At 64.9% G+C, this 13,246-nt stretch carries 14 protein-coding genes; 3 read left to right on the top strand and 11 right to left on the bottom strand.

The annotated features are described in order from the left end of the window. Positions 1 to 22 precede the first annotated feature (22 nt). From K414_RS27135 to K414_RS0115560, 7 genes are all read right to left on the bottom strand, one after another. Complete coding sequence (locus K414_RS27135) at positions 23 to 2,629, bottom strand: NADH-quinone oxidoreductase subunit G (RefSeq protein ID WP_081701611.1); 2,607 nt, start codon at positions 2,627 to 2,629, stop codon at positions 23 to 25. After that, positions 2,626 to 3,927 (bottom strand): NADH-quinone oxidoreductase subunit NuoF, encoded by a 1,302-nt coding sequence (gene nuoF, locus K414_RS0115585; RefSeq protein ID WP_027496780.1) that lies wholly within the window; start codon positions 3,925 to 3,927, stop codon positions 2,626 to 2,628. The genes K414_RS27135 and nuoF overlap by 4 nt, the downstream gene beginning before the upstream one ends. 1 nt (position 3,928) lies before the next feature. Further along, positions 3,929 to 4,825, bottom strand: coding sequence for an NADH-quinone oxidoreductase subunit NuoE (nuoE, locus tag K414_RS0115580; RefSeq protein WP_027496779.1), 897 nt, complete (start codon positions 4,823 to 4,825; stop codon positions 3,929 to 3,931). Further along, positions 4,822 to 6,120, bottom strand: a complete 1,299-nt coding sequence (gene nuoD / locus K414_RS0115575) for an NADH dehydrogenase (quinone) subunit D (protein WP_027496778.1) — start codon at positions 6,118 to 6,120, stop codon at positions 4,822 to 4,824. The genes nuoE and nuoD overlap by 4 nt, the downstream gene beginning before the upstream one ends. Beyond that, on the bottom strand, positions 6,120 to 6,800 hold the full coding sequence (locus K414_RS0115570; protein WP_032370971.1) for an NADH-quinone oxidoreductase subunit C: 681 nt from the start codon (positions 6,798 to 6,800) through the stop codon (positions 6,120 to 6,122). Before K414_RS0115570 ends, nuoD begins: the two co-directional genes overlap by 1 nt. 20 nt (positions 6,801 to 6,820) lie before the next feature. Next, a complete protein-coding gene (locus K414_RS0115565; RefSeq protein WP_027496776.1) occupies positions 6,821 to 7,375 on the bottom strand; it encodes an NADH-quinone oxidoreductase subunit B in 555 nt (184 codons plus the stop codon). A gap of 71 nt (positions 7,376 to 7,446) precedes the next feature. Further along, on the bottom strand, positions 7,447 to 7,806 hold the full coding sequence (locus K414_RS0115560; protein WP_027496775.1) for an NADH-quinone oxidoreductase subunit A: 360 nt from the start codon (positions 7,804 to 7,806) through the stop codon (positions 7,447 to 7,449). A 290-nt stretch (positions 7,807 to 8,096) separates the two neighbouring features. On the opposite strand from K414_RS0115560, the gene K414_RS27130 reads away from it, so the two are divergent. Further along, positions 8,097 to 8,810 carry an aquaporin gene (locus K414_RS27130; protein WP_032370827.1) on the top strand — a complete coding sequence of 238 codons (714 nt, stop codon included), beginning with the start codon at positions 8,097 to 8,099 and terminating at the stop codon, positions 8,808 to 8,810. A gap of 1 nt (position 8,811) precedes the next feature. On the opposite strand, the gene K414_RS27125 is transcribed toward K414_RS27130, so the two are convergent. Both K414_RS27125 and K414_RS0115545 read right to left on the bottom strand, forming a co-directional pair. Beyond that, entirely contained in the window at positions 8,812 to 9,261 is a 450-nt protein-coding gene (locus tag K414_RS27125) for a chemotaxis protein CheY (protein WP_051365375.1), read from the bottom strand. Between the two features lie 89 nt (positions 9,262 to 9,350). Continuing rightward, positions 9,351 to 9,986, bottom strand: a complete 636-nt coding sequence (locus tag K414_RS0115545) for a hypothetical protein (protein ID WP_141214967.1) — start codon at positions 9,984 to 9,986, stop codon at positions 9,351 to 9,353. Between the two features lie 100 nt (positions 9,987 to 10,086). Here K414_RS0115545 and K414_RS0115540 point away from each other — a divergent pair, with 100 nt between their 5' ends. Next, the gene (locus K414_RS0115540; protein WP_027496773.1) at positions 10,087 to 10,362 is read left to right on the top strand and encodes a hypothetical protein; all 276 of its coding nucleotides are present in this window, start codon (positions 10,087 to 10,089) and stop codon (positions 10,360 to 10,362) included. Positions 10,363 to 10,364: 2 nt separating this feature from the next. Here the strand turns inward: K414_RS0115540 and K414_RS0115535 are convergent, their stop codons facing one another. Further along, positions 10,365 to 11,822 (bottom strand): amino acid permease, encoded by a 1,458-nt coding sequence (locus K414_RS0115535; RefSeq protein ID WP_027496772.1) that lies wholly within the window; start codon positions 11,820 to 11,822, stop codon positions 10,365 to 10,367. A gap of 125 nt (positions 11,823 to 11,947) precedes the next feature. Beyond that, positions 11,948 to 12,382 carry a hypothetical protein gene (locus tag K414_RS0115530; RefSeq protein WP_027496771.1) on the bottom strand — a complete coding sequence of 145 codons (435 nt, stop codon included), beginning with the start codon at positions 12,380 to 12,382 and terminating at the stop codon, positions 11,948 to 11,950. A gap of 70 nt (positions 12,383 to 12,452) precedes the next feature. Between K414_RS0115530 and K414_RS0115525 the strand changes: the two genes are divergently transcribed. After that, positions 12,453 to 13,220, top strand: coding sequence for a 2-phosphosulfolactate phosphatase (locus K414_RS0115525; protein ID WP_027496770.1), 768 nt, complete (start codon positions 12,453 to 12,455; stop codon positions 13,218 to 13,220). The last annotated feature ends 26 nt before the right edge of the window (positions 13,221 to 13,246 follow it).

Raw genomic sequence — 13,246 nt, 5'->3', positions numbered from 1 at the left:
AGATCGGTCGGCGCTGCGACAATCACGATGCACCACCCCCGGGTCGTTCCGCAGGCTCCACTCCTGCACCCTCGGGTCGTTCCGCAGGCTCCACTCCGGCACCCCCGGGTCGTTCCGCAGGCTCCACTCTTGCACCCTCGGGTCGCTCCGCGGGCTGATCCCTGCGAATCCTCACCACCGCACCCGACTCCGCGCCGAGTGAGCCGTACACCGAAGACCCCGGTGAGTTCATCGGCACCCACACCACGTTGTCGGGTAGATCGGTGACTTTCAGTGGCAACGTGATCGAGCCCCGGCCCGTCTCGACCCTGACCAGGTCGCCGGACGACGCTTCGATGCTCGACGCCGTCGTCTCGGACAGCCTGATCACGGGTGCCCGGCCGGTCTGCGCGAGATTGTCCTCGCCGTCCTGCATCCGTCCCGAATCGATGAGCATTCGCCAGGTGGCCAGAATTGCCTGGCCGATGGAGAGCGTCGGCATATCTCGCCGTGGTGCCACTCGGGCCACAGGAATCCGTGATCCGCTCCAGGCTCCCAGCCGTGCCAGCTCGCCGCGCGCCGCCGCCGCGTCGGGTAGCGACAGTTCGACTCCCATCTGCGCGGCAATGGCGTCGAGAACGCGTTGGTCGGGTAATACCGCGCCGGCACCGAGCGCCGTGTCGAACGCGCGAGGCCTGCCCTCCCAGTCGACGAAGGTGCCGGGCTTGTCGACCACCGGTGCCACCGGAAACACCACGTCGGCCCGGTCTGTGACAGCGCTGTGGCGTAGTTCGAGGCTGACCACGAATGCCGATCGGTCCACCGCGTCGAGCGCACCCTGCGGATCGGGCAGATCGTCCGGGTCGATCCCTGCGGTGATCAGGGCGCGGTCAGGCCCGGCATCCGCCAGTATCGCCGCGGTATCTCGGCCCGCGTCTGTAGGCAGTTCTGTCACTCCCCACACGGCTGCCACCTCGGCGCGGGCGGCGGCGTCGGCGACGGGCCGCCCGCCCGGCAGCAGGTTCGGCAACGTGCCTGCGTCGAGGGCACCGCGCTCTCCTGCCCGTCGCGGAATCCATGCCAGGTTCGCTCCGGTGTCGTCGGCCAACTTCGACGCTGCGGACAATGCACCGGGAACGGAACCGAGCCGCTCGCCCACGAGCACGATCGCTCCCGGGCTCCGGAGGAGCTGGGCGATCGATTCGGTACCGCGGTCACCGACGTGCAGTGCGTCGAGCCACTGTGGTTCCTCGCCGGGAATCGACTGCAGGAGCACCCCGTCGAGCTTGCGCAGACCGCGGCTGGCCCAGGGTGCGATCGACGCCACGACCACGCCGCGCGTCCGGCGCGCCTTGCGTAACCTGAGGAAGACCAGCGGTGACTCTTCTTCCGGCTCGAACCCCACCATCAACACCACAGGAGCGTTTTCGAGATCCGAGTAGGTCACGCCCAGCCCCGTCGCCGCGATACGACCGGCCAGGAACTCCGCTTCCTCGGCGCTGTGAGCACGGTTGCGGAAGTCGATGTCATTGGTGTGCAGCAGTGTTCGCGCGAACTTGGCGTATGCGTAGGAGTCTTCGACAGTCGATCTTCCGCCCACGAGTACCGCAGCGTTCCCGATCGACGCAGCCAGTCCCGTTGCCGCCGCCGCCAATGCGGCCGACCAGGACGTCTCGACCAGAGCCCCCGATTCGTCTCTGACCATCGGTGCGCCGATGCGGTCCGGCTCGCTGGCGTACTTGAATGCCCACCGGCCCTTGTCGCAGTTCCACTCTTCGTTGACCTGGGGATCGTCACCAGCCAAGCGGCGGAGGACCTTGCCACGACGATGATCCGTGCGTTGCGCACAGCCTCCTGCGCAGTGTTCGCACACGCTCGGCGAGGACGTCAGATCGTACGGGCGCGCTCGGAACCGATACTCGGTGTTCGTCAGTGCACCCACGGGGCAGATCTGGACGGTGTTTCCCGAGAAGTAGGAGTCGAACGGCTCGGTGCCGAAGATGCCGACCTGTTGCACGGCACCGCGTTCGAGCAGCTCGATGGATGGATCACCGGCAACCTGCGCCGCGAAGCGAGTACATCGAGCACACAGGACGCAGCGTTCGCGATCGAGCAGAACCTCGGCCGACAACGGAATCGGTTTGGGATACGTACGTTTGGTCTCGGTGAACCTGGACTCGGTGCGACCCGCGGCCATCGCCTGATTCTGCAGTGGACACTCACCGCCCTTGTCGCACACCGGGCAATCGAGAGGATGGTTGATCAGCAGCAATTCCATGACGCCACGTTGCGCTTTGCCCGCGACCTCCGACGTCACCTGAGTGCGCACCACCATGCCCTCGGCCACGGTCGTCGTACAAGACGCCAACGGCTTGCGTTGCCCCTCGACATCGACCAGACATTGGCGGCAGGCACCCACCGGATCGAGCAGCGGGTGATCGCAGAATCGCGGAATCTGTACGCCCATCAACTCGGCCGCGCGAATCACCAACGTGCCCTTGGGAACACTGATCTCGTGGTCGTCGATGGTCAGTGTCACCATCTCTACTCTGGTGACCGAGTGATCGGGATTGGCAGGAGTGGAGCCTGCGGAATGACCCGGGGATGCAGGAGTGGAGCCCGCGGAACGACCATGTGCTGCTGCAGTCATGACGTCAGCTCCTCTGCCATCAGGGTCGATCGGTGTGGATCGAAGGGGCATCCCTGCTCGGTGACGTGACGGATGTATTCGTCACGGAAGTACTTCAGCGAAGACACGATCGGGCTGGCGGCACCGTCTCCCAACGCGCAGAAGGACTTTCCGGCGATGCCGTCGGCGATGTCGAGCAGGGTCGTCAGGTCGGCCTCGGTGCCGGTTCCACCGTCGAGGCGACGCAGAATTTGCACCAGCCAGTACGTGCCCTCCCGGCACGGTGTGCATTTGCCGCAGGATTCGTGTGCGTAGAACTCGGTCCAGCGCAGCACCGCTCGCACCACGCAGGTCGTCTCGTCGAATATTTGCAGGGCCTTGGTGCCCAGCATCGATCCGGCGGCACCGACGCCCTCGTAGTCGAGTGGGACATCGAGATGCTCGCCGGTGAACATCGGCGTCGAGGATCCTCCCGGCGTCCAGAACTTCAGTTCGTGTCCCGGTCTGATCCCGCCCGCGTAGCCGAGCAACTCCCGCAGCGTGATCCCCAACGGTGCCTCGTACTGGCCTGTACGGCAGACGTGGCCCGAGATGGAGTACAGCGTGAAGCCGGGTGACTTCTCGCTACCCATCGATCGGAACCACTCGATTCCCTTGCGCAGGATCACTGGAACGCTGGCAATCGATTCGACGTTGTTCACCACCGTCGGGCGCGCGTAGAGGCCCGCCACTGCGGGGAACGGTGGCCGCAGCCGAGGTTGTCCGCGCCGACCTTCCAACGAGTCGAGGAGGGCTGTCTCCTCACCGCAGATGTAGGCGCCGGCTCCGGCGTGGATCACCAACTCCAAGTCGAATTTCGTTCCGAGAACACCCTTTCCCAGATAGCCCGCCGCGTAGGCCTCGGCGACCGCAGCCTGCAGCCTGCGTAGCACCGGCACTACCTCGCCGCGGACGTACACGAATGCATGGGATGCGCGAATTGCGTACGCGGCGATCACTATTCCTTCGACCAGCGTGTGCGGGCTCGCCATCAGCAGGGGCATGTCCTTGCAGGTACCCGGCTCGGACTCGTCGGCATTGACCACCAGATAATGCTCTTTACCGTCGTTCTGCGGGATGAAGCTCCACTTCGTTCCGGTCGGAAATCCTGCGCCGCCGCGACCGCGTAATCCGGATTCCTTGACGAAGGCGATGAGGTCGTCGGGGTCCATCGCGAGGGCCTTCTCGAGCCCGCGGTATCCGTCGTGGCTTCGGTAGACGTCGAGCGTCCAGGAATCCTTTTCGTCCCAGAACTCGCTCAACACCGGCGTCAGGGCCATGTCACGCTCCCTTCGTCGGTGGATCGGTCTCGGTGGTGTTCGGTTGTGGTGGCACGGTCGCCGAGGGTGCCGGTGCGGGCTTGTCTCGCACCGTCTCCGGTGCGGCCGCGGCTCCGACGTCCGGGTGATCGTCGTTCGGTCGTGCCCCGGCCTCGGGTGCCGACATCGCGTGTTCGCGCGCGTATCGCAGTCCGGCCAGGGTGGCATGGCCTGCACTACCGGTCGCTTCGAGTGCCTCGGGCCGATCGTCGGAAAATCCGGCGAGAATCCGCTCGGTCTCGCGGAACGTGCACAGCGGTGCTCCACGCGTCGGAGTGACCTGGGTGCCGGATCGAAGTGCATCGACCAGATCCCGCGCAGACGACGGGGTGCTGTTGTCGAAGAACTCCCAATTGACCATCATCACCGGGGCGTAATCGCATGCGGCATTGCACTCGATGTGTTCGAGGGTGATCGTGCCGTCGGCGGTGGTACCTCCGTGCTCGACGTCCAGGTGATCACGCAGCGCGTCCATGATGGCGTCGCCGCCCATGACAGCACACAGCGTGTTGGTGCACACGCCGACGCGGTACGTCCCGGTGGGTTCGCGTCGATACATCGAGTAGAAGGTCGCGACTGCAGTCACCTCCGCCCCGGTGAGTTCGAGTACCTTCGAGCAGAATTCGATTCCAGCGGGCGTGAGGCAGCCGTCCTCGGCTTGCACGAGATGGAGCAGCGGCAGCAGGGCCGATCTGGCCTGCGGATAGCGCGCGACGACGATATCGGCGTCGGCGTGCAGCCGGGCGAGCACCTCGGCGGGATACGACGTTCGTGCACCCGGCGTGGCCAGTTGCACCGGTTCGTCCGGCCGGGCTCCGAGTTGGATCAGAACCGGTTCCGACTGGGGCTGCGCGGTCATCGATCCACCCCACCCATCACCGGGTCGATACTGGCGACCGCGGCGATGACGTCGGAGATCATTCCGCCCTCGCACATTGCCGCCACCGCTTGCAGGTTGGTGAAGGACGGATCTCTGAAATGCACTCGGTACGGCCTGGTTCCACCGTCGCTGACGATGTGTACCCCTAGCTCCCCTCGCGGCGACTCCACCGAGGACAACACCTGGCCGGCCGGGACCCGCATTCCCTCGGTCACCAGTTTGAAGTGGTGAATCAGCGATTCCATCGAGGTGTCCATGATGGTCCGCACATGCTCCTGAGAGTTGCCCAGGCCATCGGGTCCCGAGACCAGCTCGGCCGGCCACGCGATCTTCTTGTCGTCGATGACGACCGGCCCGGGACGCAGGCGGTCGAGGGCCTGTTCGACGATCTTGAGCGATTCCTTCATTTCTTCGACGCGAATCAGATATCGCCCGTAGCAGTCGCATCCGGTGTCGGTCACCACGTCGAACTCGTAGTTCTCGTACCCGCAGTACGGATCGGACCGTCGCAGGTCGTAGGGCAGTCCGGTCGAACGCAGCACCGGACCGGTGACGCCCAGCGCCATACATCCGGTGAGATCGAGATAACCTACGTTCTCGGTTCTGGCTTTCCAGATCGGGTTGTCGTTGAGCATGAGTTCGAGGTCGCGCAGGCGTCCCGGCAGCACGCGAAGGAGCTCACGTACTCTGCCGACCGCGTCCTCGGGTAGGTCCTGCGACAGTCCGCCCGGCCGGATGTAGGCGTGGTTCATCCGGAGCCCGGTGATGGCCTCGAAAACGTCGAGTATCAGCTCGCGCTCACGGAACCCGAACAGCATCGCGGTGACCGCTCCCAATTCCATTCCGCCCGTGGCCAATGCAACGAGATGCGACGAGATGCGATTCAGCTCCATCAGCATCACCCGGATCACCGTGGCGCGCTCGGGAATGTCGTCGGTTATACCCAGTAGCTTCTCCACGCCGAGGCAGTATGCGGTTTCGTTGAAGAACGGCGACAGGTAGTCCATCCGGGTGACGAACGTGACGCCCTGGGTCCAGTTTCGGTACTCGAGATTCTTCTCGATTCCCGTGTGCAGATAGCCGATCCCGCAACGAGCCTCGGTAACGGTCTCGCCCTCTATTTCGAGAATCAACCGCAGCACGCCGTGGGTTGACGGGTGCTGCGGGCCCATGTTGACCACGATCCGCTCGGTACTCGATCCGCGGGCCAACTCGACGACGTCGTCCCAGTCCCGTCCGGAGACCGCGTAGATGGTTTCGTCCGTTGCACTCATCAGTTGTACGACCTGCGCTCGTTGGGAGGCGCGACGCGAGCGCCCTTGTACTCGATGGGAATTCCGCCCAGCGGATAGTCCTTGCGTTGTGGATGACCGACCCAGTCGTCGGGCATCTCGATCCGCGTCAATGCAGGATGACCGTCGAAGACGATGCCGAAGAAGTCGTAGACCTCGCGCTCGTGCCAGTCGTTGGTGGGATACACCCCGCACAGCGACGGACTGTGTGGATCGTCGTCGGGGACGGCAACTTCGAGTCGGAGCCGACGGCCGTGCGTGATGGAGACCAGATGGTACACAACGTGCAACTCCCGGCCGATCAGGTCCGGATAGTGCACACCCGATGCGCCGGTACACAATTCGAATCGCAATTCTTCGTCGTCCCGTAGCGCCTGGGCGACGGCAGGCACGTACTCCCGCACCAGATGCAGCGTCAATTCGCCGCGATGAATCACCACCCGTTCGACGGCGGCGTCGAACGTAGCGACGGGGTTCACAGCAAGAAGGACGGTGGCCAACCGATCGACGAGGGCATCGAAGTAGCCGCCGTAGGGCCGCGTCGCGGTGTCCTCCGCTGCCGCCGGCGGCACCAATCGGCCGTAGCCCGACGTGTCGCCACTACCGCGAACCCCGAACATCCCGCGTGGCCGCTGAGACATTTTTCCTGGCGGCTGAGACATCCCACCCGGCGGCTGCGCCGTCATCGGAGCAAACCCTTCAGATCGATCGTCGGGGTGGACGAGAGTGCAGCCGCCTCGGCGGCCGCTCGCACCTGTTCCCGGTTCACACCCAACGGCATCTGCTGAATCTTTTTGTGCAACTCCAGGATTGCGTTGAGCAGCATCTCGGGCCGAGGCGGGCACCCGGGCAGATAGATGTCGACGGGCACGATGTGGTCCACTCCCTGGACCACCGCGTAGTTGTTGAACATTCCGCCCGAGGATGCACAGACACCCATGGCGAGAACCCATTTCGGTTCTGCCATCTGGTCGTAGACCTGCCTCAACACCGGAGCCATCTTCTGGCTGACGCGGCCGGCCACGATCATCAGATCCGCCTGCCGGGGGGACGCGCGAAACGCTTCCATTCCGAATCGCGCGAGATCGAAACGGCCGGACGTGGTGGCCATCATTTCGATGGCACAACATGCGAGCCCGAAGGTGGCGGGCCACAGCGAGCCCTTACGTGCGTACCCGGCCAACCCCTCGACGGTGGTCAGCAGGAATCCGCTGGGTAGCTTCTCTTCGAGTCCCATCGATCACGCTCTTTCGCTTCCGCAGAATGAGAACAGTGCATCGTTCCGTCGTCGTATCCGAGATCGTGTGGTCAGTCCCAACCGAGCCCGCCTCGCCGCCACTCGTACACGTAGGCCACCGACACGTTCACGACGAACAACGCCATCGCGACGAGCCCGAACGCACCGAGAACGTCGAGGTGGACGGCCCAGGGATAGAGGAAGACGATCTCGATGTCGAAGATGATGAACAGCATCGCGGTGAGATAGAACTTCACCGGAAATCGTTGTCCCGTAGGCGCATGCATCGTGGGTTCGATTCCACATTCGTACGCGTCGAACTTCGCTCGGTTGTATCGGGCGGGTCCCACCATCGTGCCGACCATCACCGAGAAGACCGCGAACGCGACTGCGACGGCACCCAGGACGAGAATCGGAACGTAGGCGTTCATTCGGGCATCCGCTCCCTCGATCGACGACCGCGCCGCCGCGAAAGTAAATGCGACGGCCGTACCAATGTGACCTGAACCACACAGTATGGGTTCGGTGCAGATCTCGCGGGATTTCGAGCAGTCCAGTTTCGTAAACCGTTGACGCGCATGGGCCACCCACCCTCGGACCCAATCATTGATGTGATCCACATCACTCTTGCCTCACATGCGGTCCACACCGCGAGGGACGACCAATCACCGAACATTTCCGGCCACCCGACCCGGGCTGCCGCCACCACTGAGGAGAGACGATGAAGTCGATTTCCGTCTCGGCGCTCGCCGCCGAGGGACTGGGAACTGCCCTGCTCGTGATATTCGGCGTCGGCACCGCCGTCATCGCGGGCGACACCGTCGGAACCCCGGGCATCGCCCTGGCGTTCGGACTCACACTGCTTGCCCTCGTCTACGCGATCGGCCCGATCTCGGGCTGCCACATCAACCCGGCCGTGACGATCGGAGCCCTGATAGCTCGCGCCATCACCCCGATCAAGGCTGCGTTCTACATCGCCGCCCAGGCCGCAGGTGCAGTGATCGGCGCGCTGGTCGTACTGTTGGTCGCATCGGGCCGTCCCGGGTACGACATGTCGTCGGACGGTCTGGGCACCAACGGATTCGGCAGCTCCTCGCCCGGAGCGTACGGCTTGGCGTCGGTCGCGGTGTTCGAGACGATCGCGACCGGCCTGCTCGTACTCGTTGTACTCGCCACCACGGCCCCCACCGTTCACCCCGTCGTGGCGGCCGGCATCCCGATCGGCCTCACCCTGACCGTGGTTCACCTGCTGGGCATCGGAATCGACTCGACCTCGGTCAACCCTGCTCGGTCCCTCGGCCCCGCCCTCGTCGCCGGCGGCCCTGCCCTGTCACAACTGTGGGTGTTCGTGGTGTTCCCCGTGCTCGGAGCTGTTGTCGCCGGCTCGATCCACCGGTTCGTGCTGACGGTGCCCGCATCGGAGAAAACGGTCTGATCTACCGCGATCGAGAGACCCTGGCACCGACGCGACCCGAGTGCTGCCTCAGCAGATCGACCACCGCGCGCCCGAGTCGAATCGGATCCACTGGATGGGGAACTGCGGCCTCGGCGCGCGACCAGTCGGCCAACCACCGGTCGTCGGGGCGTCCGATGAGCACCAGCACCGGCGGGCAGTCGTCGATCTCGTCCTTGAGTTGCTTGGCCAAACCCAGTCCGCCGACGGGCGAGGACTCACCGTCGAGGATCGCCACATCGATTCCACCCGCGTCCAGGTGCTCGATGACCACGGCCGCGGTGGCAACCTCGACGAAGTCGACGACGCCGAGCGCCGGATCGGGCCGGGTGCCCACCGCAGACATCACCTGAGCGCGCGTGGCCGCGTTACTGCTGTACACGAGCACATGCACCTGACCTGCCGAACTTGCTCTCGCTGTGGCGTCGGACACACCGCGATGGTAGCGCGGCCCCCGGTGGACCGGGCCCGAACGCACGTCGCAGAGGTACTTTCGCGTCGTCGACGTCGGGTGGCGGCAGCTCAGGAGATGGTGACGATCACGGCGGCCGGTTCCTCGGTGCTGTGCACCGCGAAGTCCGGACGGTCTGACGCCACGGCGACGAAGGACTGTGAGATTCCATCGGCATCGGCCAGGAAGTCGACCGCCACCACGGCGGAGTCCGGCTCGTTGCGAATCCGATCCGGCCCGGCATACGGAACGACGGTGACATCCGGCTCGGTCGAGGTACCGGCGATGTCGACCTGGAGTACGGCTCGCCCGGGAAGCGCGACCGGCTCACTGGTTCCGTATCGGACGGCCTCGTCGACGTAGCGCACCGTATAGGACACCGGCCCGTTGCCGCGCAGTCGATACTCGACGGAGGAGGCTCGCAACACCACGTCCGTCACCGCCACGGGTGAGCCCGACGGGTGACGAATTCCCTCCAGCGACAGTCCCGGCACGACCGGCGGCACCGTTTCGGTGGGGGCGGTCGGCGCGGTGAACGGGTCACCGACCACGAGCGAGCCGGTGGCGGTCTCGAAGTTCGGTGACGACGACGCATCGGGCGTCGGGCGAGGTGCCTCACCGGCGGAGCAACCGACGAGCAGCACAGCAGCGAGCAGTGGCGCTAAGACCGACCCGGCCGCCACAGGCCTGCGATACCCCTCGCTCATCGACTCACCGTACAGATGAAACCGATCGGTTCAATAGTGTCGATCGGCCGCAGTTCGGTCACGGTCCCACCTGCCGCAAATCCTGCTAGCGTCGTCGAGCATGGAGCCCACGAGCTATTCGTCCGGTGAACGCGTGTTCGGACCTCCCAACGGGACGTTCGACGCGGACTGGGCGGCCACTGCGCTGCGGTCCAACCGACCGGAATTGGACCACCCGACCTCGGTGCGACTGGTCGAGCGGGCCTGGGAGTTGCTTCGATCGTCGAATCTTCGCGGCGAGCCACTCGCGACGGCTCTGGATCTCGAGCCCGGCCTCGCCTCGGCGGTCGCGGCCGTGGCAACGGAGACGGCGGAGCTCTACCTCGACCGACGGTAGGTCTATCGGTCGACCACCTCCGTCGCCAACCTCGCATTGCGGCGCCCGTAGGCGAAGTAGATCAACAGACCGAGGGCCAACCAGACCAGAAACCGTATCCACGTCTCCACCACCAGGTTGGCCATCAGGTAGACGCACGAGAGCCCGGACAGAATCGGCACGACGGGAGACAGCGGAACCCGAAAGGGCCGCTCGAGATCCGGCTTGGTCCGACGCAGGATCGGCACTGCCGCCGAGACCAGCAGAAACGCGAACAGGGCTCCGATGCTGACCATCTCGGCCAGTTCCTTCAGCGGTACCAGGGCCCCCAGCAGCGCCACGAACACCACGACGCCGACGGTCAACCGGGTCGGAGTCCCGAAACGGGGAGACACCTTCGCAACCGACTTGGGCAGCAAACCGTCCCTGCCCATCGCGAAGCCGATTCGGCTGATGGTCACCAACTCGACCAGAATGACCGACGTCAGACCCGCGACGGCCGCTATCGAGACCAGAACACCCGCCCAGCCTGCACCCACAGAATCGAACGCCTTGGCAATGGGTGCGCTGTCGTCGAGCTCGGTGTATTTCACCATGCCGGTGACGACGAACGCGACCATCATGTACAGCAACGTGCATGCCACGAGCGTGCCGATCAGTGCACGAGGCAGATCATGGGCGGGCCGCTCGGCCTCCTCACTGAGATTGGCAACGGCCTCGAATCCTGTGTAGGCAAAGAACACGACCGCTGCAGCGGTGACGACGCCGGCAAATCCGAACGCCGAGGGTGCGATTCCGGCCACGGCCTGCATCAGGGGCTGATCGAGCGTCGAGCCACCGGCCTCGGCGGGCACGGACTCGGGCACGAAGGGAACCAGGTTCGACTTCTGGACGAAGAACAGGCCGGCGATCACGATGAACACCGAGATGGCGACCTTGATCAGGACCAGCACGTTGGTCACTCGCGCCGACTCCTTGACTCCCACAGCGGCAATGACGCCCAGCACCGCGACGATGGCAACAGCCCCCACGTTCACCGGCGCTTCCTCCGTGAACAAGCTGGGTGGCAGAGAAAAGAGATCCGCGAGGTAGCCGGACCAGCTTCGAGCGACAACGGCAGCCCCCAAAGCGAATTCGAGGATCAAATCCCATCCGATGATCCACGCGAACAGCTCCCCCAGGGTGGCGTACGCGTACGTGTACGCACTGCCCGCCGTCGGCACGGCCGATGCAAGTTCCGCATAACACAGTGCGGCAAGCAAACTCACGACACCGGCGATGACGAAGGAGATCACGACCGCCGGGCCGGCATTTTCTTTGGCCTGTACACCGGTGAGCGTGAATATGCCGGTTCCGATGACGATGCCGACCCCGAAACCGACCAAGTCGCGTAACCCGAGCTGCTTGCGCAGACTGCCGGACCCCTCGTCGTCGACGTCGCTCTCGATCTCGTCGACGGACTTCGTGCGAAACATTCCCATTTCCCGACGCTAAGCCATCCACTGTTTCCGCGCCGGAGGAAAGGTGGTGTTTGTTTTCGCAATTGTCGGTTATCCGGACAAATCGGAAATGCTTGCGTCACAACGGTCCTCGGGACCGAGCGACACTAGGACCGTCCCAAGAATTGTTCGGCAAAAAATCCGGCCAGCAGTACCGCGGTCCCGCCGATCTCGCCGACGATCAGAGCGAGCATGAACAGGTGCGTCCCCGGAACGGGATGGACGAACTGATTCTCGGTGTCTCGCCGGATCCCGTGCACGGTGTAGCCGGCGATCGCGGCGACGAAGAACACCAGCACCACCACCGCTGCGGTCAGGTCGACCACCGTCGGCCAGGCGCTGTAGTGCGCGAGAGCCGCAAGAACGAGCGCAGCGAAGGAGTACATCAACGCTGCCCGATGCGCGATGTCGACGTATCGGTGCGCGGTTCCGTCGCTCGACCTTTTCATCTGGTGGTACTTGAGTACTCCGAGCGCCAACGCCCACATCAGCAACACACCCGACGCGAACACGATCACTTTCGTGTCGATCTCCAACTGCATCCGCGCCTCCCCTGGTTCCGCTGTCCGGGCCGAACGTAGCACCGGACGCAATAGCGGTTACGGTTCCGCAATGCCGGCCGACTCCGCCCACACTCAGAACGACTGCGCATTGCGCTTCGAGTGGGGCCTGTCCGCGATCGACGCCGTGGTCGCCGGTGCCGACATCGCCGTCGTCGTGGACGTCCTGTCGTTCACGACCACTCTGACGGTGGCGATGGACGCCGGAATCGACGTCGTACCCAGCCGATGGCGCGACGACCGTGCCACCCACCTGGCCGAGCAACACGACGCCGTTCTCGCAGTCGGCCGTTCGGTTGCCACGCCGGGAGACGTCAGCTTGTGTCCTGCCACCGTGCGCGCCGCCGCACCGCCACCGAGTCGACTCGTGTTGCCGTCGCCGAACGGTTCCACGATCGCCCACGCACTCGCCGCCCGGGTCGACGCGTGCGTGGGCGCATCGCTCCGCAACGCCGCCGCGATCGCGCAGTGGGTCGTCGACGAGCACCCCCACAGCGTGATTGCCGTCATAGCCGCCGGCGAGAGATGGCCCGATTCGTCGTTGCGGCCCGCAGTGGAGGACCTGTGGGGTGCCGGAGCCGTGCTGGCACCGCTCGTGGAGTCCGGCCTGTTCGATCCATCCCCCGAGGCGGTGGTCGCTGCGACCGCGTGGCACGCTGCCGCGGCGGATATAGCTACCGAGCTGCGGCGATGCGGCTCGGGGCGGGAGCTCATAGCGATGGGCCACCCCGAGGACGTCGACATCGCCGCCGAAGTCGGTTCGAGTTCCTGCGTGCCGATACTGCGCGGCGATACCTTCGTCGAGCACCGAGGCCGATAGCCCCATCGGGCCTCCGAAACCCGCAC

The sequence above is a fragment of the Rhodococcus sp. JG-3 genome (genome assembly GCF_000482405.1).
GTDB classification, from domain to species: Bacteria; Actinomycetota; Actinomycetes; order Mycobacteriales; family Mycobacteriaceae; genus Rhodococcoides; species Rhodococcoides fascians.
This window is presented reverse-complemented; position numbering and strand designations above follow the sequence as displayed.